28 protein-coding genes are annotated in these 25365 nt (G+C 67.2%); 20 read left to right on the top strand and 8 right to left on the bottom strand.

Annotation, left to right across the window (positions count from 1 at the left end):
* Window positions 1–244: 244 nt before the first annotated feature.
* The 6 genes from ABD923_RS03830 to ABD923_RS03805 all read left to right on the top strand — a co-directional run bounded on the left by ABD923_RS03830 (window position 245) and on the right by ABD923_RS03805 (window position 6651).
* Window positions 245–1162: a 5-bromo-4-chloroindolyl phosphate hydrolysis family protein gene (locus ABD923_RS03830; RefSeq protein ID WP_259546582.1), complete on the top strand. Its 918-nt coding sequence runs from the start codon at window positions 245–247 to the stop codon at window positions 1160–1162.
* Between the two features lie 5 nt (window positions 1163–1167).
* Window positions 1168–2373 carry a toxic anion resistance protein gene (locus ABD923_RS03825; protein ID WP_259546583.1) on the top strand — a complete coding sequence of 402 codons (1206 nt, stop codon included), beginning with the start codon at window positions 1168–1170 and terminating at the stop codon, window positions 2371–2373.
* A gap of 20 nt (window positions 2374–2393) precedes the next feature.
* On the top strand, window positions 2394–3365 hold the full coding sequence (locus tag ABD923_RS03820; protein ID WP_259546584.1) for a DUF2927 domain-containing protein: 972 nt from the start codon (window positions 2394–2396) through the stop codon (window positions 3363–3365).
* A gap of 118 nt (window positions 3366–3483) precedes the next feature.
* On the top strand, window positions 3484–4623 hold the full coding sequence (locus tag ABD923_RS03815) for an SPFH domain-containing protein (RefSeq protein ID WP_259546585.1): 1140 nt from the start codon (window positions 3484–3486) through the stop codon (window positions 4621–4623).
* 112 nt (window positions 4624–4735) lie between these two features.
* A complete protein-coding gene (locus ABD923_RS03810) occupies window positions 4736–5326 on the top strand; it encodes a cytochrome B (protein ID WP_259546586.1) in 591 nt (196 codons plus the stop codon).
* A 98-nt stretch (window positions 5327–5424) separates the two neighbouring features.
* Window positions 5425–6651, top strand: coding sequence for a TFIIB-type zinc finger domain-containing protein (locus ABD923_RS03805; RefSeq protein WP_259546587.1), 1227 nt, complete (start codon window positions 5425–5427; stop codon window positions 6649–6651).
* A gap of 6 nt (window positions 6652–6657) precedes the next feature.
* Here the strand turns inward: ABD923_RS03805 and ABD923_RS03800 are convergent, their stop codons facing one another.
* Window positions 6658–7077 (bottom strand): Hsp20/alpha crystallin family protein, encoded by a 420-nt coding sequence (locus ABD923_RS03800; RefSeq protein ID WP_259546588.1) that lies wholly within the window; start codon window positions 7075–7077, stop codon window positions 6658–6660.
* Window positions 7078–7221: 144 nt separating this feature from the next.
* Here ABD923_RS03800 and ABD923_RS03795 point away from each other — a divergent pair, with 144 nt between their 5' ends.
* The 6 genes from ABD923_RS03795 to ABD923_RS03770 all read left to right on the top strand — a co-directional run bounded on the left by ABD923_RS03795 (window position 7222) and on the right by ABD923_RS03770 (window position 12674).
* On the top strand, window positions 7222–8151 hold the full coding sequence (locus tag ABD923_RS03795) for a carbohydrate kinase family protein (RefSeq protein WP_259546589.1): 930 nt from the start codon (window positions 7222–7224) through the stop codon (window positions 8149–8151).
* Window positions 8148–8585 (top strand): D-aminoacyl-tRNA deacylase, encoded by a 438-nt coding sequence (gene dtd, locus ABD923_RS03790; RefSeq protein WP_259546591.1) that lies wholly within the window; start codon window positions 8148–8150, stop codon window positions 8583–8585. Before ABD923_RS03795 ends, dtd begins: the two co-directional genes overlap by 4 nt.
* A gap of 114 nt (window positions 8586–8699) precedes the next feature.
* Window positions 8700–10127: a circularly permuted type 2 ATP-grasp protein gene (locus ABD923_RS03785; protein WP_259546592.1), complete on the top strand. Its 1428-nt coding sequence runs from the start codon at window positions 8700–8702 to the stop codon at window positions 10125–10127.
* 4 nt (window positions 10128–10131) lie between these two features.
* Window positions 10132–11073, top strand: coding sequence for an alpha-E domain-containing protein (locus ABD923_RS03780; RefSeq protein WP_259546593.1), 942 nt, complete (start codon window positions 10132–10134; stop codon window positions 11071–11073).
* Window positions 11074–11090: 17 nt separating this feature from the next.
* Window positions 11091–11894, top strand: a complete 804-nt coding sequence (locus ABD923_RS03775) for a transglutaminase family protein (RefSeq protein ID WP_259546594.1) — start codon at window positions 11091–11093, stop codon at window positions 11892–11894.
* Between the two features lie 39 nt (window positions 11895–11933).
* Window positions 11934–12674: a proteasome-type protease gene (locus ABD923_RS03770; protein ID WP_259546595.1), complete on the top strand. Its 741-nt coding sequence runs from the start codon at window positions 11934–11936 to the stop codon at window positions 12672–12674.
* Between the two features lie 88 nt (window positions 12675–12762).
* Here the strand turns inward: ABD923_RS03770 and ABD923_RS03765 are convergent, their stop codons facing one another.
* Window positions 12763–13926 carry an FAD-dependent monooxygenase gene (locus tag ABD923_RS03765; protein WP_259546596.1) on the bottom strand — a complete coding sequence of 388 codons (1164 nt, stop codon included), beginning with the start codon at window positions 13924–13926 and terminating at the stop codon, window positions 12763–12765.
* Window positions 13927–14011: 85 nt separating this feature from the next.
* Complete coding sequence (gene dksA / locus ABD923_RS03760; RefSeq protein WP_222189618.1) at window positions 14012–14434, bottom strand: RNA polymerase-binding protein DksA; 423 nt, start codon at window positions 14432–14434, stop codon at window positions 14012–14014.
* Between the two features lie 310 nt (window positions 14435–14744).
* On the opposite strand from dksA, the gene ABD923_RS03755 reads away from it, so the two are divergent.
* From ABD923_RS03755 to ABD923_RS03720, 8 genes are all read left to right on the top strand, one after another.
* Window positions 14745–15584: an AAA family ATPase gene (locus tag ABD923_RS03755; RefSeq protein ID WP_259546597.1), complete on the top strand. Its 840-nt coding sequence runs from the start codon at window positions 14745–14747 to the stop codon at window positions 15582–15584.
* Between the two features lie 118 nt (window positions 15585–15702).
* Window positions 15703–16152: a GNAT family N-acetyltransferase gene (locus tag ABD923_RS03750; protein ID WP_259546598.1), complete on the top strand. Its 450-nt coding sequence runs from the start codon at window positions 15703–15705 to the stop codon at window positions 16150–16152.
* Between the two features lie 7 nt (window positions 16153–16159).
* Window positions 16160–17560, top strand: a complete 1401-nt coding sequence (locus tag ABD923_RS03745) for a DUF2927 domain-containing protein (RefSeq protein WP_259547424.1) — start codon at window positions 16160–16162, stop codon at window positions 17558–17560.
* A 25-nt stretch (window positions 17561–17585) separates the two neighbouring features.
* Complete coding sequence (locus tag ABD923_RS03740; protein WP_259546599.1) at window positions 17586–17747, top strand: hypothetical protein; 162 nt, start codon at window positions 17586–17588, stop codon at window positions 17745–17747.
* A 40-nt stretch (window positions 17748–17787) separates the two neighbouring features.
* Window positions 17788–18972 carry a vWA domain-containing protein gene (locus ABD923_RS03735; protein WP_222188213.1) on the top strand — a complete coding sequence of 395 codons (1185 nt, stop codon included), beginning with the start codon at window positions 17788–17790 and terminating at the stop codon, window positions 18970–18972.
* On the top strand, window positions 18969–19361 hold the full coding sequence (locus tag ABD923_RS03730) for a hypothetical protein (RefSeq protein WP_259546601.1): 393 nt from the start codon (window positions 18969–18971) through the stop codon (window positions 19359–19361). Before ABD923_RS03735 ends, ABD923_RS03730 begins: the two co-directional genes overlap by 4 nt.
* Window positions 19358–20020 carry a DedA family protein gene (locus ABD923_RS03725; protein WP_259546603.1) on the top strand — a complete coding sequence of 221 codons (663 nt, stop codon included), beginning with the start codon at window positions 19358–19360 and terminating at the stop codon, window positions 20018–20020. Before ABD923_RS03730 ends, ABD923_RS03725 begins: the two co-directional genes overlap by 4 nt.
* Before the next feature lie 64 nt (window positions 20021–20084).
* Window positions 20085–20783 (top strand): M48 family metallopeptidase, encoded by a 699-nt coding sequence (locus ABD923_RS03720; RefSeq protein WP_259546605.1) that lies wholly within the window; start codon window positions 20085–20087, stop codon window positions 20781–20783.
* Window positions 20784–20835: 52 nt separating this feature from the next.
* Here the strand turns inward: ABD923_RS03720 and ABD923_RS03715 are convergent, their stop codons facing one another.
* The 5 genes from ABD923_RS03715 to ABD923_RS03695 all read right to left on the bottom strand — a co-directional run bounded on the left by ABD923_RS03715 (window position 20836) and on the right by ABD923_RS03695 (window position 25340).
* On the bottom strand, window positions 20836–21393 hold the full coding sequence (locus ABD923_RS03715) for an RSP_2648 family PIN domain-containing protein (protein WP_259546606.1): 558 nt from the start codon (window positions 21391–21393) through the stop codon (window positions 20836–20838).
* Window positions 21390–22592, bottom strand: coding sequence for an RSP_2647 family RNA methyltransferase (locus tag ABD923_RS03710; protein ID WP_259546607.1), 1203 nt, complete (start codon window positions 22590–22592; stop codon window positions 21390–21392). The genes ABD923_RS03715 and ABD923_RS03710 overlap by 4 nt, the downstream gene beginning before the upstream one ends.
* A 38-nt stretch (window positions 22593–22630) precedes the next feature.
* Window positions 22631–23251, bottom strand: a complete 621-nt coding sequence (locus ABD923_RS03705) for a DUF6778 family protein (protein WP_259546608.1) — start codon at window positions 23249–23251, stop codon at window positions 22631–22633.
* Between the two features lie 215 nt (window positions 23252–23466).
* On the bottom strand, window positions 23467–24234 hold the full coding sequence (locus tag ABD923_RS03700) for an HpcH/HpaI aldolase family protein (protein ID WP_259546609.1): 768 nt from the start codon (window positions 24232–24234) through the stop codon (window positions 23467–23469).
* A 65-nt stretch (window positions 24235–24299) separates the two neighbouring features.
* Window positions 24300–25340: a FliM/FliN family flagellar motor switch protein gene (locus tag ABD923_RS03695; protein WP_345229420.1), complete on the bottom strand. Its 1041-nt coding sequence runs from the start codon at window positions 25338–25340 to the stop codon at window positions 24300–24302.
* Window positions 25341–25365: the final 25 nt, after the last annotated feature.

Raw genomic sequence — 25365 nt, 5'->3', positions numbered from 1 at the left:
ATGTGTCCCGATCTGATAGGCATCGCCGGCGACGCAGCGCGCGGTGGCAAGAAACTGCAACAGGGGACGGCAATGTCTGGTTTTCACAAAGAATCCTGCCTATCGTTTCGACAGGCGCGTATGATTGCGTCTGAAACGACCACGGGGCCGACATGAGTTCGAGTTTTCTTCAGGGCGTGGCGTTCTTCGCGCTGACCATCATCATCCTGATGGCCATCTTCGGCGGATTCGGGGCGCTCTGATCATGGCGAAGCGATACGGCGGAGAATTCAGCCCCACCGGCCAGCGCCCCGATAGCGGCGCGCCCCGCGACATGGTGACGGCCGAGCGCATCACCCATGCCAGCTTTGCCGGGCGCAAACCCCTGCGGCACGGCGCGAAGATCAACCTGATGTTCGTGCTGCCGCTGCTGAGCTTCTTCACCGCCTTCTTCCAGCCGGTCACGGCCATGGCCACCGATCTGGCCGGCGCGGCCGCGATCCTGCTGGCCGCATGGTTGACGCGCGACGGCGTGCGGGCCGAGGATGCCTTCAACGAACGCAAGGTGGCGCGCCGCCCGGCGATCCCGCGCAAGATGTTCGGCTCGGTCCTGACCGGGATGGGGGTGTTCCTGCTGGTCTTCGGCGGGCAGTGGAACCCGATCACGGCAACGCTGATCGGCCTGATCGCGGCGGGGCTGCACCTGTTCTCCTTCGGACCGGACCCGCTTCAGGACAAGGGGCTTGAGGGGGTCGACCGCTTCCAGACCGACCGGATCGCCCGCAAGATCGAGGAAGCCGAGGCCGTGCTGAGCGAGATGACGGACGCCATCAAGCGCGCCCGCGACCGCGAGATCGAGGCCCGCGTCGCCAGCTTCGAGGAGACGGTGCGCCAGATGTTCCGCCAGGTGGAGGCCGACCCGCGCGATCTCGCCTCCTCGCGCCGGTATCTCGGGGTCTACCTGCAAGGGGCGCGCGACGCGACGGTGCAGTTCGCCGATCTCTACGCGCGCAACCGCGAGACCTCTGTCCGGGCCGATTACATGGCCTTTCTCGATGACATGGAAACCAATTTCGCCCTGCGCACGCAGAAAATGCTGACAGATGACCGCGAAGGCCTCGATATCGAGATCGAGGTGCTGCGCGAAAGATTGAACCGGGAAAACCTTAGGATCGAAGGGTAACAAAAATGAGCACACAAGTCAGGGAACAGGCCGAACAGGCCGCCAAGCTGGTCGATGAAATCAACGCCGTCGTCCTGCCCGAACCGAGCGCCGACATGGTGCCGCTGCCCGCCGCCGACGCACCGACCGCCGAACAGATCAACCGCCGCATGGCCGAGATCAACATGTCGGACACCAACTCGATCGTGACCTTCGGCTCGAACGCACAGGCCGAGTTGCAGGCGATCAGCCAGGAAATGCTGCAAGGCGTCAAGAACAAGGATGTCGGCCCCGCCGGCGACAGCCTGCGCGAGATCGTCGGCACGATCCGCGGCTTCTCGGTCGATGAGCTGGACCCCAACCGCAAGCGCAGCTGGTGGGAGCGCCTGTTCGGCAAGGCCAAACCGATCCACGATTTCATGGCGAAATACGAGGAGGTGCAGGACCAGATCGACCGCATCACGGACAATCTGCTGAGCCACGAGCACATCCTGATGAAGGACATCAAGTCGCTCGACAAGCTCTATGAAAAGACCCTCGATTTCTATGACGAGCTGGCGCTCTACATCGCCGCGGGCGAGGAAAAGCTGCGCCTGCTGGACGAGGTCGAGATCCCCGCGAAATCCGCCGAGATCGAAGCCGCCCCCGAGGGCGACCAGGTCATCAAGGCGCAGGAACTGCGCGACCTGCGCGCCGCGCGCGACGACCTTGAACGCCGGGTGCACGACCTGAAACTGACGCGCCAGGTCACGATGCAATCGCTGCCCTCGATCCGCTTGGTGCAGGAAAACGACAAGAGCCTCGTCACCAAGATCAACTCGACGCTCGTGAACACCGTGCCGCTGTGGGAAACCCAGCTGGCGCAGGCCGTCACGATCCAGCGCTCGACCGAGGCGGCCAAGGCCGTGCGCGAGGCGACCGACCTGACCAACGAATTGCTGGAGCAGAACGCCTCGAACCTGCGCGAGAGCAACAGGATGGTGCGCGAGGAAATGGAGCGCGGCGTCTTCGACATCGAGGCCGTCAAGCGCGCCAATGCCGAGCTGATCGCGACGATCCAGGAAAGCCTGGAGATCGCCGACGAGGGCAAGCGCCGCCGCGCCGAGGCCGAAGCCGAGATGGAAAAGATGGAGGCGGAACTGCGCGACACGCTGGCCGCCGCCTCGGCCGGGCAAACGCCCAGCGGCCAGGCCGCTTCCGCGACGCCCCCCACCCCGCCGCAGAACGGCTGACAGGAAGAAAGGGGGCGCGCGTGCCCGCACGGTTGCAATCAGACAAGGCGACGGGGATCGGACGCATCCTCGGGCGCGCGGCCCTGGTCGGCGCCTGCCTTGCCCTTGCGGCCTGCGTCATGCCCACCCCCGACACCTCGCCCCGCCCCGAACCGCGCGAGGCCGAGGGACCGCCGCCCCCCTCTGCCGAAAGCGAAAGCTTCGCGCGCTACTACGCCTCGGTTCAGGCGCGGCTGGTCAGCGACGGGATGCTCAGGACCGATGGCGGCGGGGTCGACACGCCCTTTTCCGCCGCGCAACTGGCCGCCAATTTCGAGCGCATCGCGCTTTACGACGAATACGCGCTGTCGGGCGGACGCTTCATCGCGCAGCAAACCCCGTCGCGCCTGCGCCGCTGGGACCAGCCGGTGCGCATCCAGCCCCATTTCGGCGCCTATGTGGACGACGCGCAGCAGGCCGAGGACCGCTCGGTCCTGTCGACCTACGTGTCGCGGCTTGCGCGGGTCTCGGGCCATCCGATCCGCGTGGTCAATTCGGGCGGCAATTTCCACGTGCTCTACATCAACCGCGACGAGCAGCGCACCGCCGGGGATCTCGTGCGCCAACTGGTGCCCGGGATCAGCGCCGAGACGGTAAACGAGATCCAGACGCTGTCGCGCTTCACCTTCTGCTCGGTCTACGCCTTCTCGCAGGCCGGGGGCGGCTCGACCTATGTGGCGGCCATCGCGATCATCCGCGACGAACACCCGGACCTGCTGCGCCGGTCCTGCGTGCACGAAGAGGTCGCCCAGGGCATGGGCCTGCCCAATGACAGCCCCGCCGCCCGCCCCTCGATCTTCAACGATGACGAGGAATTCGCCCTGCTGACCCGCCATGACGAGCTGCTGTTGCGCATCCTCTACGACGACCGGCTGACACCGGGGATGCAACCGGACGAGGCGCGCCCCATCGTGCGCCGGATCGCGGAAGAGGTGATGGGCGGGCCATCCTGAGGCGCCCCACGGGGTGAAACAAGGTCGGGTTTTCCCCGCCCGATTCCCTGTAGCTAGGGGCGGCTCGTCCCTATATCATGTGTGCAAAGATCGGCTTTTCGACAGGGATTGCAGCGCCATGCCATTTTTCGATTTCCTTTCCGGCCAGTTCATCGACGTCATCGAATGGACCGACGATACCCGTGACACGATGGTCTACCGTTTCGAGCGGCATGGCCATGAGATCAAGTACGGCGCCAAGCTGACCGTGCGCGAGGGGCAGGTCGCCGTCTTCATCCACGAGGGGCAGCTCGCCGATATTTTCACCCCCGGTCTCTACATGCTCGAGACCAACAACATGCCGATCATGACCAGCCTTCAACACTGGTCGCACGGGTTCAAATCGCCCTTCAAATCGGAAATCTACTTCGTCAACACCAACCGCTTCACCGACCTGAAATGGGGCACGAAGAACCCGATCATGCTGCGCGATCCCGAATTCGGGCCGACGCGCATCCGGGCCTTCGGCACCTATTCCGTCAAGGTGATCGACGCGGGCAGGTTCATGACCGAGATCGTCGGCACCGATGGTGAATTCACCACCGACGAGGTCACCTTCCAGATCCGCAACATCATCGTGCAGCAGTTCAGCCAGACGGTCGCGGGGTCGGGCATCCCGGTGCTCGACATGGCGGCCAACACGGGCGAATTCGGCGGGCTGGTCGCGGGCAAGATTTCCGAGACGATCGCGGCGTACGGCCTGTCGCTGCCCGAGCTTTACATCGAGAATATCAGCCTGCCGCCCGCCGTCGAAGAGGCGCTGGACAAGCGCACCTCGATGGGGGTCGTGGGCGACCTGCACAAATACACCCAGTTCCAGACCGCCGAGGCGATGCGCGCCGCCGCCGAGAACCCCGGCGATGGCGGCATGGGCGCGGGCCTTGGCATGGGCATGGGCATGGCGATGGCCAACCAGATGGCCAATGCAGGCCCCTGGGGCCAGGCCGCGCAGCAGCCGCAGCCGCACCAGGCCGCCCATGCCGCGCCGCCGCCCCCGCCGGTCGAACATGTCTGGCACATCGCCGAGAACGGCCAGACCAAGGGCCCGTTCTCCAAGGCCGACCTTGGCCGCATGGCGACCGATGGCAGCCTGACCCGCGAGACGCTGGTCTGGACGCCGGGTCAGGACGGCTGGATGAAGGCCGATGACGTGCAGGAACTGGCGCAGCTCTTTACCGTCATGCCGCCCCCGCCCCCACCACCGCCGCCGGCCGGCTGAGACTTGATCGCAGCCTCATCTGCCTCACATCTTGGGGCAGCGACCCCGGCGCCCCTGGTTGCCGGGGTTTTTCTTGCCGAAACTTTCCCGCGCCGTCGCCCGTGACTGTCCCATGACCGAAACGCTCACATCGCCGCCCCCTCGCCCGCTCAGCGCGCTGCGCAGGCGGCTTCCGCGCCGCCGGACGGTGCTGAAAGCGATGCATCTGGCGATGATCCCGCTGACGGTCTGGTTCGTCATCGCCACGCCCGAATTCGTCCGCTCCATCTGGGGCGCGCGCGGGGCCGAGATCAATTCCGACATCGCGCTGGTCTTCGTGACGATCTGCCTGATCTGGTCGGTCGACACTTTCTTTCGCGGGCTGGCGGGACGCCCGGGGCCGAAACTCTCGCCACGGCTGAAGCTGTTTCACCAGGTGCTGCACAAGACCATCGTCTGGGGCCTGTTCCTGGTGGCGGCGGGCGGGTTCCTGATCGGGCTGACCTCGGACCGGATGCTGTTCGCGGGCGGCTGGCTGCCGATCGCGCCGCCCCTGGGGCTGGAGCGCGCGAACGAGATCATCGGCAAAATCCACATCTACCAGTTCTACGCCCTCGCCGGGATCATCGTGATCCACGCGGGCTTCCATGTCTGGCGGCATCTCCGGCTGAGGGACAACGCGCTGCGCATCATGGCGCCAAAGGTGCTGCACCGCTTCCTCTGACGCGGCCAATTGCCGGGAAAGATAAGGAAATCCACCCTTGCCGCGCGGGCGCATGGGGTGTCTGATTGCCCCAAGCCTCCCGAGCCGCGGAATCCCTCATGTCCGACACTTTCGACGCCGACCCCGAAGCCCGCCGCCCCGAGGACGAGCATCGCTTTCCCTGTCCGTCCTGCGGGTCCGACATGCGCTATGCCCCCGCCGACGGGAAACTGATCTGCGACCATTGCGGCCACGAGGAAGGGATCGAAGCGGGCGAGTTGGACGGCACCGGCGAGGCGCATGTCGAATTCGATTTCGAGGACGCCCGGCGCAGGGACCACTCCGAAATCGAGATGGAGGAAACCCGCGTTTCCCAATGCCCGAGCTGCGGCGCGCAGGTGGAATTCGACCCGAATGTGCACAGCCAGGAATGCCCGTTCTGCGCCACGCCCGTGGTCACCGATACCGGCACGCACCGCCATATCAAGCCGCAGGGCGTCCTGCCCTTCGGCGTGACCGAGCGCGAGGCGCACAAGGCGATGAACGACTGGTTGGGCAAGCTGTGGTTTGCGCCCAACGGGCTGAAGGAATACGCCCGCAACGGGCGCAAGCTCGACGGGATCTACGTGCCCTACTGGACCTATGACGCCGATACCCGGACCGCCTATCGCGGTCAGCGCGGCGATGCCTATTACGTCACGGTCCGCGGACCCGATGGCAAGCCACGGCAGGAACGGCGCATGCGCTGGACCTTCGTGCGGGGCCGCGTGGCGCGCTTCTTCGACGATGTGCTGGTGCTGGCCTCCCGCTCGCTGCCCAAGTCCTATACCGACGGTCTTGCGCCTTGGGACCTGACGAAACTGGCCGATTACAAGCCGGAATTCCTGTCGGGGTTCCGGGCCGAGGCCTACCAGATCGACCTGGAAGACGGGATGGTCGAAGCGCGCGCGATCATGGACAACCAGATCCGCCGCGACATTCGCCGCGATATCGGCGGCGACGCGCAGCGCATCTCGAAGATGGACGTGAACGTCTCTGCGGTGACGTTCAAGCATGTCCTGCTGCCGGTCTGGCTGGCCGCCTACAAGTATCGCGGCAAATCCTACCGCTTCGTGGTGAACGGCCAGACCGGCAAGGTGCAGGGCGAACGCCCCTATAGCTGGATCAAGATCGCGCTGGCGATCCTGGCGGCGATCATCATCGCAGGCGGCGTTCTCTACGGGCTGGAAGTGCTGGACAATGGCGGCTTCCCGCAAAGCGGCAGCCTGCCCGCCCCCAGCCAGACGACCGGCTTCACGCCGCCGCAACCCGTCCAGACGCCGACCTTCACACCACCGACCAAGTAACGCGCATCAGCCCTTGCGGATGGACACCTTGCGCGCGCCTTCGGGCGGGGTCTCGGCCCGCTTGGGCACTGTGATCGTCAACAGCCCGTCCTTCAGGTCGGCATCGACCTTGTCGCCATCGGCATCGGGCGGCAGGCGGAAGCTGCGCGAGAACGACCCGTATTCGCGTTCCGAGAAGAACCAGGTTTCCCCTTTCTCCTCGCGCTCGGATTTCTTCTCGCCGGTCACGGTGACGACGCCCTCGTGCACGGTGACGTCGATATCGCCTTCGGCAACCCCCGGCACCTCCATCGAGATGCGGTAGGCGCTGCCGTTCACCGCCGCCTCGGCGGCGGGCGCGAACCAGTCCGCGACCTTCGATCCGAACTGGCGCAACGGGTCGGCGAGAGATGGGAAAAAGCCGGATTTATGGGCAGATTCAACCATGACACCCTCCTTCGTGAAATGGTTTCATTGCAGGTGCAATCATCCTGTCCGAGCGCGCGACTCGCCTTGATTTGCGTCAAAAGGGCTGGCGACCGGCCGGTCCACGGGCTAGCACTTGGGCCGTGCCAAAAACGGAGGGCTCCGATGATCCTGTGTGCCGGAGAAGCGCTGATCGACATGCTGCCGCGCAAGACGGAGAAGGGCGAGGCGGCCTTTGCCCCCTATCCCGGCGGCTCGGTCCTGAACACCGCCGTGGCGCTGTCGCGCCTCGGCGTGGCGACGCAGTTCTTCACGGGCCTGTCCACCGACCTGTTCGGCGAGCGTTTGTCCAACGTGCTGACCGCGAATGGCGTGGGCCATGGCCTTGCCGCGCGCTCGGACCGCCCGACCACGCTGGCCTTCGTCACGCTGACCGATGGGCAGGCCAGCTACGCCTTCTATGACGAGAACACCGCCGGGCGCATGCTGACGGAGGCCGACCTGCCCGCGATCCCCGAGGATTGCGCGGCCTGTTTCTTCGGCGGCATCAGCCTTGCCGTCGAACCCTGCGCCGAGGCCTATGCCGCGCTGGCCGCCCGCGCCGCCGGGGCGGGCCGCGTCGTGATGCTCGATCCCAATATCCGCCCCGGCTTCATCGCCGAGGAAGAACGGTTCCGCGCCCGGATGGACCGGATGCTGTCGCATGCCGATATCGTGAAGCTCTCGGACGACGACCTGCGCTGGCTGATGGGCGACCGCAGCTTTGTCGAGCTGACCAGCGAGTTGCAGAAGAAAGGCCCGAAGCTGGTTCTGGTGACGCAGGGCGCCGCGGGCGTGACCGCCTTCGGCCCCGGCGGCGAGGTGCATGTCGATGCCACCACGGTCGAGGTCGTCGATACCGTCGGCGCGGGCGACACGTTCAACGCAGGCCTCTTGGCGGGCCTGTCCGATGCGGGGCTTCTGGACAAGGCGTTGTTGGCCGAGGGGCTGCCCGAGGACGGGCTGCGCGCCGCGCTGGAGCTGGGCGTGAAAGCCGCCGCCGTGACGGTGACGCGCGCCGGCGCCAACCCGCCCCGCCGCGAGGAGATCGCGTGAGGGCGCTGATCCAGCGTGTCACCGGCGCCCGCGTCGAGGTCGCCGGAGAGGTGGTCGGCCAATGCGGTCCGGGGCTGATGATCCTCGTCTGCGCCATGCAGGGCGACACAGAGGCCGAGGCCGAGAAGCTGGCCGCCAAGACCGCCAAGCTGCGCATCTTCAACGACGACGCGGGCAAGATGAACCGCTCGCTTCTGGACGTGGGCGGCGAGGCGCTGGTTGTCAGCCAGTTCACGCTGGCCGCCGACACGCGCTCGGGCAACCGGCCCGGCTTTTCCACCGCCGCCCCGCCCGATGAGGGCGAACGCCTGTACGAACATTACGCCCGCGCCCTGGCCGCGCTTGGCCCCAAGGTCGAGACCGGATGCTTCGGCGCCGAGATGGCGGTCAGCCTGACCAATGACGGGCCGATCACGATCTGGCTCGAAACCTAGGCAATTTGCCTAAAATTCAGGCATTTGCCCGCATCCGGGCGCGACAACCCCTTGGATGCAAGCGGTTTTGCCGTCACATTTGCAGCGATGTGACCGGGATGCGACAGTAGTGACATGTCAGACACGACTCAGTTTTTCGACGAGATGACGGGCGGTGCCGGCGGGGCCCGCCCCCCCTACAGCGCCTATGACGCGTGGTTCTCGGGCGAGGACCTGACGGAACTGCGCAAGAAATCCCTCGATGCCGAGGCCTTCTTTCGGCGCACCGGGATCACCTTCAATGTCTATGGCGAAGCCGAGGCAGACGAACGCCTGATCCCCTTCGACATCGTGCCACGCATCATTTCAGGCCGCGAATGGGCGCGCCTGACGCGCGGGATCGAGCAGCGGGTGCGCGCGATCAACTCGTTTCTCTACGACATCTATCACCGGCAGGAGATATTGCGCGCCGGCCGCGTGCCTGTCGATCTGATCGCCAAGAACGAAGCCTTCCTGCCGCAGATGATCGGGATGAAGCCGCCGGGGGGCGTCTATACCCACATCGTCGGCACCGACCTTGTCCGCACCGGCGAGGACGAGTTCTACGTGCTCGAGGATAACGCGCGCACGCCCTCCGGGGTCAGCTACATGCTGGAAAACCGCGAGACGATGCTGCAGATGTTCCCCGAGCTGTTCAGCCGCATCAAGGTGCAGCCGGTGCAGGATTACCCGATCCAGCTGCGCCGCTCGCTCGCGGCCTGCGCCCCCGCCATGACCACGGAGACACCGACGGTCGCGGTGCTGACGCCCGGCATCCACAACTCGGCCTATTTCGAACACGCCTTCCTCGCCGACCAGATGGGCGTCGAACTGATCGAAGGCCACGACCTGCGGGTCCTCGACGGACGCATCGCCATGCGCACCACGCGCGGCTACAAGCCCATCGACGTGATCTACCGCCGCATCGATGACGATTTCCTCGACCCGCTGAACTTCAACCCCGACAGCATGCTGGGTGTGCCGGGGATCATGGATGTCTATCGCGCGGGCGGGATCACCATCGCCAATGCGCCCGGCACGGGCATCGCCGATGACAAGGCGATCTACAGTTACATGCCCGATATCGTGGAATTCTACACCGGCGAGAAGGCGATCCTGCAAAACGTGCCCACCTGGCGGTGTTCCGAGGCCGACAGCCTGGCCTATGTGCTCGACCACCTCGAAGACCTGGTCGTGAAAGAGGTGCACGGCTCGGGCGGCTACGGCATGCTGGTGGGCCCCGCCGCCTCGAAGAAGGAGGTCGCGGCCTTCCGCAAGAAGCTGGAGGCCCGGCCGGGCAACTATATCGCCCAGCCCACGCTGGCGCTGTCGACCTGCCCGGTCCTGACCAAGGCGGGGCTGGCGCCGCGCCATGTCGACCTGCGCCCCTTCGCGCTGGTCAGCCCGCAAGGCTGCACCATCACGCCGGGTGGGCTGACGCGGGTCGCCATGAAGAAGGGCAGCCTTGTCGTGAACTCGTCCCAGGGCGGCGGCACCAAAGACACCTGGGTTCTGGAGGAATAGGCGCATGCTGGGCAAGACAGCCGGCGGGCTCTTCTGGATGTTCCGCTATCTCGAACGGTCCGAAAACACCGCGCGCCTGATCGAGGCGGGGTTCCGCATCGCGCTGACACGGGCCGCCGGGGATGACGACGAATGGCACAGCGTGTTGCAGACCGCCGCCGTGGCCAACCTCTACTACCAGCGCCACGAGGAGTTGGAGGCCGCCAAGGCCATCGACTTCATGCTGCGCGACATGTCCAACCCGTCCTCTGTCCTGTCTGCGATCACGGCGGCGCGGCAGAATGCGCGCCTCGTGCGCACCGCGATCACCCGCGAGGTGTGGGAGGCCGTGAACGACACCTACATGCTGATGAAGGACGCGCTGGCCCGTCCGGTGCGTCCGCGCGACCTGCCCGCGGTGCTGGCCATGGTGCGGCAGCAATCGGCGCTGGTGCGCGGCTCGATGGCGGGCACGATGCTCAGGAACGACATCTTCGATTTCGCCCGCCTCGGCACCTTCATCGAACGCGCCGACAACACCGCGCGCATCCTCGACGTGAAGTATTACGTGCTGCTGCCGTCGATCAACCAGATCGGCTCCAGCCTCGACAACGTGCAGTGGGAGACGATCCTGCGCTCGGTCGCCGGGCAACGCGCCTATCGCTGGCTGAACCAGGGCGAGTCGAACCCGATGGGCATCGCCGACTTCCTGATTTTCGACGGGCGCATGCCGCGCTCGCTGAAATTCTCGGTCGCGAAGATGTCGACGAACCTGCGATATCTCGCCGAACAATACGGCCAGCGCCACGCCAGCCACGACCAGATCGACGGGCTGAACGCGCGGTTGAGCAGCGCCACGATCGAACACGTTTTCGAGGACGGGCTGCATGAATTCCTTACCGACTTCCTGACCGATGTGGCGCGCCTTGGCGGGCAGATCGAACAGGACTACCGTTTCCTCGGATAGCGCGCGTCAGGACCCCTATGAAACTGAAGATCAAGCATACGACGACCTACAATTTCGACCAGCCCGTGCCATACGGGCTGCAACAGCTGCGACTGACCCCCAAGAGCCGGGCCGGTCAGGCCGTCGTCGATTGGCAGATGTCAATCGAGGGCGGCGAGATCCAGACGGACTACAACGACCACCACCAGAACCGGGTGACGCTGATCTCGTTCGACGCGGGCGCGACCTCGGTCGTGATTCATTGCGAGGGCGAGGTCGAGAACGCCGACCTGCACGGGATCGTGGGCAAGCACACCGGGTTTGCCCCGCTGTGGCATTTCCAGAAATCCACCGAACTGACCCGCGCGGGCCCCAATGTGCGCCGTCTTGCCAAGGGGTTGCGCGACGAGGTTGCCGAGGACGTGCCGCGCCTGCACGCGCTGTCGGCCCGCATCATCGAGGAGGTGCCCTACGAGATCGGCACCACCCATGCCACGACCACCGCCGAGGAAGCGATCGAACACGGCTGCGGCGTCTGCCAGGACCATGCCCATATCTTCGTCGCCGCGGCGCGGTCGATGGGATACCCGGCGCGCTATGTCTCGGGCTACCTGATGATGGAAGACCGCATTCACCAGGATGCCAGCCACGCCTGGGCCGAGGCCCATGTCGAGGGGCTTGGCTGGGTCGGGTTCGACGTCTCCAACGGCTATTCGCCGGATGCACGCTACGTGCGCGTGGCGACGGGGCTGGACTACCGCGAGGCCGCCCCGGTTTCGGGCATGCATTTCGGCGGCGCGGGCGATGCGATGGGCATCGACATCATGGTGCAGCAGCAGTAAAGCGATGCGTCCGCATCCAATCGAAAAGGCGCCGGGGCAATGACCTATTGTGTGGGGCTGAAGCTGGACCGTGGGCTGGTCTGCATGTCCGACACCCGCACGAACGCGGGCATCGACAATATCAGCGTGTTTCGCAAGATGTTCATCTGGGAGACCGAGGGCGAACGCTCGATCACGCTGATGACGGCCGGCAATCTTGCCACCACGCAAGCCGTGATCAGCCTTCTGAACGAGCGCAGCAAGCCCGCCGAGGATCGCGGCGCGCCCTCGATCCTGGAGGCGCCGTCGATGTTCCAGGCGGCCAAGCTGGTGGGCGAAACCCTGCGCGAGGTGATCCGCGACCAGTCCGGTATCGAAGGGCCGCAGGCCGACAGCCCGTTTTCCGCCACCCTGATCCTTGCGGGCCAGGTCCGCGGCGGCGAGCCGCGCCTGTTCCTGATCTACCCCGAGGGCAATTTCGTCGAGGCCGCCGACGACACGCCGTTCTTCCAGATCGGCGAGACGAAATACGGCAAGCCGATCCTCGTGCGCGCCTATGATCCGGCCATGAGCTTCGAGGAAGCGGTGAAGCTTCTGATGCTGAGCTTCGATTCGACGATCAAGGCGAACCTGTCCGTGGGGCTGCCGCTGGACCTGCATATCTACGAGGCGGACACGTTCCGCACCGGGATCCTGCGCCGGATCGAACGCGACGACGCGTTTTTCGAAGCGATCTCCTCGGGCTGGGGCGAGGCCCTGCGCGAGGCGTTCAGCCACCTGCCGGATTACTCGTTGACCTGAGGGGTTTCGCCCGCTGCGCGGTCGACCCGTGCGAGGGGGCGCTGCCCCCTCGCGCTCCCCCGGCATATTTTCCAGGATAAAGAGGGGATCAGGCCGTCACGTCGTGGGTGTGGATCCACGCGTAGCGGTTGGTCACGGCGTGCGGAGCGGCGCGGGCGGCCAGCCGCAGCGCGCTATGGGCGGCAAAGCGCAAGGGACCCGGGCGCAGGTGGTAGTTCGTCGCGTTGTCGGTGGCGGCCTCGACGATGCGGGCGGTGCGGTCGCGCCGCAGGGCCTGGTAGCGGGCGAGCGCGGCCTCGGGCAGATCCTCCTCGGAGAGGCAGCGCGCGAGGGTCCAGGCGTCTTCGAGCGCCATGTTCGCGCCCTGCGCAAGGAAGGGCAGCGTCGGATGCGCCGCATCGCCAAGCAGCGCAAGGCCGCCCTGGTACCAGTTGACCGCAACCGGGTGGCGGAAAAGCCCCCAGAGGTTCACCTCCTCCGCGCGGGCCAGGAGGCCCTTCACCTCGGGGCAGAAATCGGAAAAGGCGCGGCGCAGGTTGGCGGGGTGATCGGTGTGATGCCACCCCTCGGCGACCCAGCCATCGCGTTCCTCGACGGCGACGATATTGACCAGCTTGCCCCGCCGAAGCGGGTATCGCACCAGGTGACGGCCCGGCCCCATGAACACATGCGCCTCGGGGGCGAGGCTGCCATCCTGCGGGATGGTCGCGCGCCAGGCGACCTGACCGGTGAAGAAGGGCCGCGTGCGCGGGTTCAGCACCTTGCGGGCGGGCGAATGCAGGCCGTCGGCAGAGATGGTCAGGCCGTGGACCTCCTCGCGTCCATCCTCCAGCGTGATCCGCGCGCCCTCCCCCTCGGGCGTGACGGCTGTGATGCGGGTGCCCAGCCGCAAGGCGACCCCGGCGCCCCGCGCGGCCTCGGCCAGCACCTCGACGAGATCGGCACGATGGACGAAATGCCAGGGCTTGGCAGGATCGTTCAGCGGCATGGAGAAGACCTCGGCCCCGCGGCGGAAATCGCGCAGCCGCACGGCGCGCGCGCGCGGCGCCTGCTGGGCCACCGCCTCGGCCACGCCGAGCGCTTTCAGAACGACCCAGCCATTGGGGCTGATCTGGATGCCGGCGCCGACCTCGGTGATCGCGGGCGCCTGTTCCAGCACGGTGACCCGCGCCCCGTGCCGCGCCAAGGCCAGCGACACCGCCAGCCCGCCGATGCCGCCGCCCAGAACCGTGATCTCTTGCCCGATCAACATGCCTGTCCCCCGAAAACCCAAAAGGGCGCCCCGGATCCGGAACGCCCTTGTTCTTTAGCTCTGCTGGCCGGCGGATACCGCGCGGTCAGTCGTCGCGATGCACCTTTTCGCGGCGCTCGTGGCGTTCCTGCGCCTCGAGGCTCATGGTGGCGATCGGACGGGCATCGAGGCGCTTGAGCGAAATCGGCTCGCCCGTGACCTCGCAATAGCCGTACTCGCCTTCCTCGATGCGGCGCAGCGCCGAGTCGATCTTGGCGATCAGCTTGCGCTGGCGGTCGCGCGTGCGCAGTTCCAGCGCGCGGTCCGTTTCCTCCGAGGCGCGGTCGGCCACATCGGGAATGTTGCGCGTGCCATCCTGCAACGTCTCCACGGTCGACCGGCTTTCCTCCAGCAGATCGGCCTTCCAGGATTCGAGTTTGCGACGAAAATATTCGAGCTGGCGCTCGTTCATGAACGGTTCGTCCTCGGCGGGACGATAATCTTCCGGCAGAAAGATCTCGGCTTTCATCTTGCTCCCCTCGACGGGGCCGGGTTCGATCTCAGACATGAAATTGTCCTTTCCGGCCACCCGCCGCCCGATTACCCGAGCGGCCTTGGCTTGTCACCTCCTAATGCGCGTGGACCCAAAAGGAAACCTGTCCCGCTGCCACAACGGGTCCTGTCTGGGCAAATCCGCGAATCGCCGCCCTGATTTGCATCAAGCCCGCGTTGCCGAGGTCGGGCAAAGGCCGGGCTCAGGCCTGTTCCGGCCGCTTGGCTGGACTTCGCCGCGCGCGCCGCCTAGGTCGGAGGGAATGCGAGCGGAAACGAGGGCACCCATGCGGTTCGAAGGCACATCCGACTATGTTGCAACCGAGGATCTGACCGTGGCGGTCAACGCCGCCGTCACGTTGGAACGGCCCCTGCTGGTCAAGGGCGAGCCGGGCACGGGGAAAACCGAACTGGCGCAGCAGGTGGCGACTTCGCTGGGGTTGCCGATCATCGAATGGCACATCAAGTCGACGACGCGCGCGCAGCAGGGCCTTTACGAATACGACGCTGTCAGCCGCCTGCGCGACAGCCAGTTGGGCGACGAACGCGTCCATGACGTGAAGAACTACATCAAGAAGGGCAAGCTTTGGGAGGCCTTCGAATCCGAGGGCAAATCCGTCCTGCTGATCGACGAGATCGACAAGGCCGATATCGAGTTTCCAAACGACCTGTTGCAGGAACTCGACCGGATGGAATTCTTCGTCTACGAAACCGGCGAGACGATCCGCGCCGTCACGCGCCCCATCGTCATCATCACCTCGAACAATGAAAAGGAACTGCCCGACGCCTTCCTGCGGCGCTGTTTCTTCCATTACATCCGTTTCCCCGAGATGGAGGTGATGAAGCAGATCGTCGAAGTGCATTTTCCGGGCATCAAGCAGCAGCTTCTGAGCACCGCGCTGACGCAGTTCTACGAAATCCGCGAGCAGCAGGGGCTGAAGAAAAAGCCGTCCACCTCGGAGGTTCTGGATTGGCTCAAGCTGCTCCTGGCCGAGGATCTGGACCCCGAGGACCTGCGCCGAGACGGGGCCAGCGCCTTGCCGAAACTGCACGGGGCGCTCTTGAAGAACGAACAGGACGTGGCCCTGTTCGAACGGCTGGCCTTCATGGCGCGGCGGCAAAGGTAAGGGCGTTCCGGCAACACACCGCCGACGCGATCGCAAAGCGGCTGGTTCCCATCCCGATTCCTGCCATAATCATTCCCAAGGCTCGTGGATAAACGGGCAGACGCGCAAGGCAGGCAGAGTGACGAACTCCATCCAGATCCGCCCCCTCGAACCGGGCGACCGGGAGGCATGGGCCCCGCTGTGGCGGGACTACCTGGCCTTCTACGGCACCGAGCGGGATCAGGCGGTCTATGACACGACCTTCGGGCGCTATACCGATCCCGCGCGCGAGGACATGAAGGCGTGGCTGGCCTGGGATGGCGGGCGCGCCGTGGGGCTGGTGCATGTGATCGTCCATGCCCATGGCTGGCAGGTGGCGCCGATCACCTATCTGCAAGACCTCTACGCCCGGCCAGAGGCGCGCGGCACCGGCGTGGGCCGCAAGCTGATCGAGACGGTCTATGCCGATGCCGACACCCATGATCGGCCCTCGGTCTACTGGATGACGCAGACGGGCAACGCCACCGCGCGGCGCCTTTACGACCGGATCGGTGTCGCCACCGATTTCATGAAATACAGCCGGAGTTGAGGTGACCATGCCCCCCTGCCCCAAGCGCCTGACCCGGACCCTTGCCGGCATCGCCTGCCTCTCGGCCCTGGCGCTTGCGGGCTGCACCCCGTCAACGGCCGGCTACACCGAGGTCTCGGCCCGCCATGACGCGGCGCTGCCGCAGGACATGCCGCCGATGAACCGCTTCGGTCCCGAGCGCACGGACCCGCCCAGCCGCTCGAACGCCGAGATCGCGCGCGATTTCCTCGACCTGTCCTTCATGATGGAATCGGGTCGCCCGATCGAACGCCTGAGCCGGTTCGAAGGGCCGATCACCGTCGCCGTGGCCGCCGGGGCGCCTGCGACCCTTGGCGCCGATCTCGACCGGCTGATCGCGCGGCTGCGCGCCGAGGCGGGGCTCGACATCCGCCGCGTGGGCGCGGGCGACGGGCCCGCCGGCATCACCATCGAGACCCTGCCGCGTGACCGCATGCAGCGCGTCGTGCCGCAAGCCGCCTGTTTCGTGGTCCCGCGCGTCAGCAGCTGGGGCGAGTTCCGCCGCGCACGGTCCGGCGGGACGCTGGATTGGACGACGCTGCAAACCCGCGAACGCGTGGCCGTCTTCATCCCGTCCGACGTGGCCCCGCAGGAAATCCGCGACTGCCTGCACGAAGAGGTCTCGCAAGCCCTGGGGCCGCTCAACGACCTCTATCGCCTGCCCGATTCCGTCTTCAACGACGACAATTTCAACGCCGTGCTGACCGGCTTCGACATGCTGATCCTGCGCGCCTATTACGACGAGACGCTGCGCTCGGGCATGACGCGGGCCGAAGTGGCCGCCGCCCTGCCCGAGATCCTGTCGCGCCTGAACCCGCGCGGGAACCGCAGCGCGGGCGGCCGCATCAGCCCCACGCCCCGCGCCTGGATCGAGGCCATCGAAACCGCGCTTGGGCCGGGCAGTTCGGACCGCGCGCGCATCGCCGCCGCCCAGAACGCCGTGACCATCGCGCGCAACGCGGGCTGGACCGACGGGCGGCTGGCTTTTTCGCATTTCGCCCTCGGACGCCTGACGCTGTCCAGCGACGTGGAAACCTCGGTCGCGGCCTTCCAGCGCGCGGCGGGGATCTACGACCGGATCGCGCCGAACGGCATCCAGACCGCCCATGTGGACATGCAGCTGGCCGCCTTCGCGCTTTCCTCGGGCCGCGCGGACGAGGCGCTGCGCCTGACCAATGCCGCGATGCCGGCGGCCACGCGGGCGCAGAACGCGGCGCTTCTCTCGACGTTGCTGATGATCCGGGCCGAGGCGCTGGAAGATGTCGGGCGCGCCTCCGAAGCGCGGGCCGTGCGCCTCGACAGTCTGGCCTGGGGCCGCTATGGCTTCGGCGCCAGCGCGGCGGTGGGCGCGCGGCTGACCGAGGTGGCCGCCCTGTCACCCGGCGGCTGAGGCAGGCGAGACGAGGACCTATCAGATGCTGAACCTGATCGGCGCCCTTCTGGGCGCGGCGCTTGGCGCCTTTCTGGCATGGCGGCGCAACGGCAACCGGCTGGACATCGCGCAATACACGGCTGTCCTGGCGATCATCGGGTTTCTGCTGGGCACTTTCGCCATGCTGCTGATGCCCGCGCCCTGAACGGTTGCGGACCGGGCCACGCTGCTCCTAGATAGGGGGCATGTTCCTGCCCTTCTTCGAAACCCTGCGCGCGGCGCGCATCCCGGTCAGCTTGCGCGAATATCTCGCCTTTCTCGAAGGCATGTCGAAGGGCCTCGTCACCTATGACGTGGACGGGTTCTATTACCTCGCCCGCGCCGCGATGGTGAAGGACGAACGCCACCTCGACCGCTTCGACCAGGCCTTTGCCCATACCTTCGGCGGGTTGGAGCAGATCACCGCCGAGGACGTGCTTGAGGCGACCGAGATCCCCCGAGAATGGCTGGAAAAGCTCGCCGAAAAGCACCTGACCGCGGAAGAACGCGCCGAGATCGAGGCGCTTGGCGGCTTCGACAAGCTGATGGAAACCTTGCGCGAACGGCTCAAGGACCAGGAGGGCCGCCACCAGGGCGGCAACAAGTGGATCGGCACCGCCGGCACCTCGCCCTTCGGCGCCTATGGCTACAACCCCGAGGGCGTGCGCATCGGCCAGCACGAAAGCCGCCACCGCCGCGCGGTCAAGGTCTGGGACAAGCGCGAGTTCAAGAACCTCGATGGCGACGTGGAACTGGGCACCCGCAACATCAAGGTGGCGCTCAAGCGCCTGCGCCAATGGGCGCGCGACGGCGCGGCCGAGGAACTCGACCTCGACGGCACGATCCGCGCCACGGCCGAACACGGCTATCTCGACGTCAAGACCCGCCCCGAGCGGCGCAACGCGGTAAAGGTGATCCTGTTTCTCGACGTGGGCGGCTCGATGGACGACCATATTCGGGTGGTCGAGGAACTGTTCAGCGCCGCCCGGGCCGAGTTCAAGCACCTGGAATACTACTATTTCCACAATTGCCTGTACGAATCCGTCTGGCGCGACAATCGCCGCCGCTGGAACGAGCAGATCCCGACGCATGAGGTGATGAACACCTACGGCTCGGACTACAAATGCATCTTCGTGGGCGATGCCTCCATGTCGCCCTACGAGATCGCCTTTGCTGGCGGCGCGAACGAGCATTGGAACGAGGAACCGGGGCAGGTCTGGCTGCACCGCGCGCGGGCGCAATGGCCCGACCACATGTGGATCAACCCGGTGCCCGAGAGGCATTGGAAATATACGCAATCCATCGGCATGATCGACCAGATCTTCGAAGGACGCATGGTGCCAATGACGCTGGAAGGCATCGATCGCGGCATGCGGGAACTGGGCCGGTGAGGGCCGAGCGCCCCCGCGCCCTGTCCTACCTTTGGGCGCATCACCGCCCGGCCCTGGTCGCCTTCGCCCTTGCGCTGGCCGTGGCGATCTTCTTCCTCGTGCGCCTCGTATTGCACACGCTTTACTGGGCCGATCCCGCGCATCGGAACCAGCCGCTCGAAGGCTGGATGACGCCGGGCTATATCGCCCGCTCCTACCAAGTCGAGGGCGAGGTCTTGCGCGACGCGATCGGCCTGGCGCATCCCGAGTTTCCCACCGCGCGCCCGACGCTGAACCAGATCGCCGAGGCGCGGGGCGTTCCGCTTGAGCAGGTCATCGCCGAGATCGAGGCCGCCCTTGCGGCCACGGGGACGGGCACGGGCGCCGGACGTCCGAGGCGCGGCGAATGACCGAGGACATCCTCGCCCTTGTCCCGATTTACGGGCTGGTCGTGCTGGGGGTTGGCACCTTCCTGTCCTGCCTCGCCCTGCCCGTGCCCAGTTCGCTGCTGATGCTGTCGGCGGGCGGGTTCGCCGTCTCGGGCGACCTTGTCTTGTGGCAGGCCGCGATGGCGGCGCTGACCGGCGCGATCCTCGGCGACCAATTGGGGTATTACATCGGCCACGCGGGCGGACGCTACGCGGCCAGCGCCAGCCGCTCCCCCCGGCGCGCGCACCTGATGGAAAAGGCCCGGCGCCAGATCATCGACAAGGGCGGGTGGGCCGTGTTCTTCAGCCGCTGGCTGGTCTCGCCGCTCGGCCCATACGTGAATTTCGCCGCCGGGGCGGCCGGGCTGCGCTGGAGCCGCTTCACCCGCGCGGGCGTGGCGGGGGAACTCGTCTGGGTCACCGTCTATGTCGGCCTCGGCGCGGTCTTTGCCGACAATATCGTGGTCCTTGGGCAGCTTCTGGGCGACGTGACGGGCCTTCTGGCGGCCCTTGTGGCGCTGGGGCTTTGCGCGCTCTGGCTGCGCGCCGCGCTGCGTCAACGGCCCCTGATCCCCCGCGGCGAAGCCGGGCGGCGGGCGAAAGAGGCCCTCGTTCGCCTGCAGGAACGCCGCAAATCCTGAGGCGCACCCCACCTGAGCGCATGCGCCCATTGCCGGGTCCCGCGCCGCGCCCCATATCTGGGTCATGTTGAAATTCACGCCCATCCTTCTCGCCATCCTTTATGCGCTTGCGATGTACCAGTTCTCGGCCTGGCGCACCCGCAAGGAGCTGGATGCGAAATCGACCGAACTGGCCGATGCGACGCTCAGGCGCCTGACGGACCGCATGGCCGAGGCGCTGGGGCTGGAGCGCATCCCGGTGCATATCTACGAGGTGCCGGTTGTGAACGGCCTCGCCGCGCCCGACGGGCGGATTTTCCTGACGCGCGGGTTCTACGACCGCTACCGCAGCGGAGAGGTCAGCGCCGAGGAGCTGGCCAGCGTGATCGCGCATGAGATGGGCCATGTCGCCCTTGGCCATTCGCGGCGGCGGATGATCGACTTTTCCGGCCAGAACGCCGTGCGCGTGGTGTTGGCGGGCATCCTGGGCCGGCTGATCCCCGGCGTTGGCGTGTGGCTGGCCAATACCCTCGCGTCGCTTCTGGCCGCCCGGCTCAGCCGGCAGGACGAATACGAGGCCGACGCCTATGCCTCGGCGCTGCTGACCAAGGCCGGGATCGGCACAACGCCGCAGAAATCGCTGTTCGAAAAGCTGGAACATCTGACCGGCATGGCCGGGCGCGGCACACCGGCCTGGCTGATGAGCCACCCCAAGACCGAGGACCGGATCGCGGCCATCGAGGCGATGGAGGCCCGCTGGCGCCGCGAATTGCCGAGCGAGTGACTTGGGGGCGCTGCCCCCAAACCCCCGGCATATTTCAGGGATAAAGATGGGGTCAGGTCCGTGCCATTGCCTTGGCGAGGCGCGGCAGGCGGGCCCGTTTCAACAGCGCGCGCAGGGGCAGGTCTTCCCCGGCCAGGCGTTCGGCCTCGGCATGGGTCGCGGTGACGGCGGCGCGGACCGTCCCGGCGTCGCGTTCCAGCGCGTTCAAGAACAGCGTATCGGGGTGCAGCGCGATCAGGCCGAACCCGGCCAGTTCCCGCGTCGGGAAATCGCGCATGTTCAGCGTGACGATGGCCTGCGCCCCGCCCGCGCGCGCCGTGGCCAGCACGTGGATATCGCCCGGATCGGGCAGCCAGAGCGGTGCCTCTTCCTCGGCCTCGTGCCGGATCTCGGCCTCGGGGAAAGTCGCGCGCAGCCGCGCGATCTCGCCCCGCGCCAGCAACTCGTCCGCCGGTCCGCCCTGTTTCAGCGCCGTGCGCGCCCATTCTTCCAGCAGGCGCGGCGACCAGAGCGGCGCGAACAGCCCCCCCGCCGCGCAGCCCAGAAGGATCTCGCGCAGCACGGTGGGATAGAGCACGCAGGCATCCAGCACGTAGCGCGGTGCGCTCATGGCATCAGCCGGAACGCGAGCGCCTTGAGATAGCCCGTCTCGGTCAGGCTGGGATGCTGCGGATGATCCGGCCCGGCAAAGCCCGTGTAGATCAGGCGCGGGTCGCGCCCCGCCCGCCCGATCCCGCGCAGGCAGGCCATGCGGAATTTCGACAGGTCCGCGGCGTGCGAACAGGAACACAGGATCAGCGTGCCCCCCGGCGCAACAAGGTCGGCTGCCAGCCTTGCGACACGTTCATAGGCGCGCAAGCCCTGTTGCAGCGCCTGTTTCGACGGCGCGAAAGCGGGCGGATCGCAGATGACGAGGTCGAACTGCGCACCCTCGCCCTGCAACGCGGTCATCACGTCGAAGGCATCGCCTGAACGGGTGGAAAACCGATCTGCCACGCCCGACAGTTCCGCCCCCTGCCCCGCCAGCGCCAGCGCGGCCTCGGAGGCATCGACCGACAGTGCGCTCTGCGCGCCATGGGCAAGGCAGGCCAGCGCAAAGCCGCCCACATGCGAGAACACGTCGAGCACCCGCGCGCCCTGCGCCATCCCGGCGGCAAAGCCGTGGTTCGGGCGCTGGTCAAAGAACAGGCCGGTCTTCTGCCCGCCCATGACGTCGGCGGCATAGGTGGCCCCGGTCATCGGCACCGGGATCGGGCCATCGGGCGCGTCACCGGTCAGAACCGCCATCTCCTCGGGCAATCCTTCGGCCGCGCGGGCGCGCGAGGTGCCGTTCTTGAGGATCGTCAGCGCCCCGGTCAGTTCGGACAGAAGCGCGGTCAGGGTGTCGAGACGCTCCTCCAGCCAGAGCGCGTTGGGCTGCATCACCAGCGTGTCGCCGAAGCGGTCGACGATCAGGCCGGGCAGCCCGTCCCCCTCGGCATGGACGAGGCGGTAGAAGGGCTGATCATAGATCCGCGTCCGAAGCTCCAGCGCCGCCGACAGCCGCGCGCGCAGCCAGTCCGCGTCGATCTTCGCCGACGCGTCGCGATCCAGAAGGCGCAGACCGATGCGGGCCTCGACCGTCGCGATGCCCACGCCAAGCGGCTGACGCTCGGCATCTTCGAGGATCGCCAGGGCGCCGGGCGCGATCTTGCGCGACCGCCGGTCAAGCACGAGGTCGTCGGACCAGGCCCAGGGGTGGCCATGGCGGATGCGGCGGGCATCGGCCTTGGGTTTCAGGCGCAGGACGGGAAAGGGGGACGCTGTCATGCGCCCCCCTTAAACCGGGTTCGGAATTTGCGAAAGGGTTAGCTGCCGAGCGCGCCCACAAGGGTCTGTGAAAACTCGGTATGAACCCATTGTTGCAGGCGCTGCGTGATGCGCACGCGCTGCGTGATGCCCTGCGCCTCGGCATCGACGGCCTGCTGGCCGCCATAGGCGCGGAAGGTCAGGTCCACCTCGCGCGGGCCGGACAGGATCTGGCCGGTTTCGGCATGGGCGACGGTGACCGTGAACTCGATCTCGTGCTCGCCGCCGATGGTGTAGCGGGCGCGCTCGGTCAGGGCGTGAAAGCGCGTGACCTCGATCTGGACCGTGACCGGCGTCGCGCCCTGCATCGGGGCCAGGGTCGGCTCGAGCGCCGCCTGCATGACGGCCTGCACCTGGGCATGGCGGTCGCCGACCGGGTCCTCGCGCCAGACGATATCGGCGCGCGGCTTGATCGAGTTGGCCTCGGAGACCTCGAGGTTTTCGGGAACCAGAACCACGAGGCGGGCGAAATCCCAGTTCTGCGTCGGAACGTCGATTACCGGGCCGAGGTCGAGGCCGGCGTTCCGCGACGAGACGTTCACGGCGGGCGTCGTCACGCAGCCCGACAGGATCATTGCGGCGCCGAGCGTGATGGCGGGAAGGATGCGCTTGATGGTCATGACTGTTCCCTTTTCTAGGGCCGGTTCGTGCCAAACCGGATGGTGTTTCTGCCTCTGTCGCGCGGGTCTTGGCCCTTTGCGACATTCCGAATATCGCGCTTTAGTCGGGTGAAACCGGGATCGAACCCGCGCAGGGGCGGGGTGTTTTCAAGGTCATTTGCAGGCGCAATTGCGGCAGATTTGCCTTAAAGGCCACCGATCGGCGGCTGCATCGCTCAGGAAAACTCGCGGATGCCCGCGACGGCGGCACGCGCGCCCTGCAGCATCCACGCCTGTTCCGAGGCGATGAAGAACATGCCCAGCCCATGCGCCTCGGCCAGCGTCCTGGCCGCGGCGGCGTTCGGCACGAAGGTCGCGTAGCCCAGCCCGTTGGCCTTGGCCGCCGCCCCCACGCGGGCCAGCGCGGCGGTCAGTTCCGGGCTGTCCTGCCTGTCCTTGCCATAGCCCACGGACAGGTCCGCCGGCCCCAGGAACAGCGCGTCGATCCCCGGTGTGGCCGCGATCTCCTCGACCGCGCCGACCGCTTCGGCGTCTTCGATCTGGGCGATCACCACCGTTTCCTCGCGCGATTGCGCCAGAAGCTCTGGCATGGGACGCGTGGCGAACCCCGCCCAACGCGTGGACCCGGCAAAACCGCGCCCGCCGGGGCCAAAGCGCGACTGCCGTGCGACGCGGGCGGCGGTTTCGGCATCGGTCACATGGGGCACGACGACTCCCACGGCCCCGAGATCGAGCACCATGCCGATCCGCTCGGCGCTGCTGGACGGCACGCGCACCAGAAGCGGGAAATCGGCGGCGCGCGCCAGGGCGGCGCAGGCATTCATCGCCGCGCGCTCGAACGGGGCGTGCTCGGCATCGAGGCAGACGAAATCGAGCCCGGCGAGGATCAGAACCTCCAGCACGTCGATGGCAGGCGTCTTCATGAAGGTGCCCGCCAGCGGCGTGCCCGACCGGACCCTTTCCTTGAAATCAGCGATGCCCATGCGCCTGCCCCTTTCGCCCTTGCTGCGCGAGCTTGGCCAAGCTCCGGTCCGATTGCAACCGCGTCTCAGCCCTTTGCCACCTGTGCCACAGCGGGGCCGTCACCCCCGGAGGCAGGCGCGGGCGCCGGGATGTCGGCTGCGGGCCGGTCGTCGCCGTCCAACGCCGCCTTGTCCGGGGCCGACGGGGGCCTGTCCGGCGCCGCGACCCGCAAGGCGCGGCGGCCACCCTGCTGCCCGAGGGCGGCGCTGAGGACCACGGTGCCATCCGGCGTTTCAAGCGCGACCGAGGCGAGGTCCGCGCGGTCGAAGGGCAGGATATCGCCCTCCGACAGCGCCTCGACCTCGCCCAGGGACAGGGTCAGGCGCATCAGCACGGCATCCAGCACCAGCGGCGCTTCGGACAGGGACGCGCGCAGCCCCGCCTCCCAGCCCGGCGGGGGTGCGGGCGCGTCGCGGCCAGGTTTGCCCCCTTTGGCGTCGGCCAGGGCCGCGTCGCGCGGCAGGACCAGCACGATCTGCCCCTTGCGTGCGCCCGTTTCGCCCAAGGCGACCTCGGCGGTGAGGGCGTGATACGCCCGCTCGGGCAGCAACAGGGTCAACCGATCGCGCGCCTCGACCCGGCTGCCATAGGCCATGCGCGCGGGCCAGTCGCGCCCCTCCCCCTCCGCGGCCTCGCGCGCGAAGGCGGCAAGCGTCAGGTCGATGAAATCGCGGCTGAGCGCCTCGTCGATGGCGGTGACGCGGCGCGGCGGCAGATCGGCGGCCTCGACCCGCCCCGTGGTCTGCACCTCGATCAGCGGGTCCATCGCGCCATGCGACAGGGCGATCATGCCGCGCGATCCGCCCTCGGCCTCCAGCACGGCGACCAGCCCATGCGCGGGCAAGGCGGCAAGCGCGGCGTCCAATGGCACGGACGTGGCGACGGTGACGGAGCTCGGCGACAGGCCCAGCCCCTCGAACGGCACGCTCGCATGCCGGAGCGCCCGCGTGAAAGCACGCTCCAACACCGGCGCAAGGTCGGGCGCAGGCGGTCGCTGCCCCGCATGGGCCGCGACGATACGGCGGAGCACGGCCTCTCCCTCGGGTGTCGCGCGCTGGTGGGTCACGGTCTTTGGCCTGCAAAAGGGGTGA

Source organism: [Roseibacterium] beibuensis (assembly GCF_039542305.1).
In the GTDB taxonomy this organism is placed as follows: Bacteria; Pseudomonadota; Alphaproteobacteria; order Rhodobacterales; family Rhodobacteraceae; genus Roseibacterium; species Roseibacterium beibuensis.
This window is presented reverse-complemented; position numbering and strand designations above follow the sequence as displayed.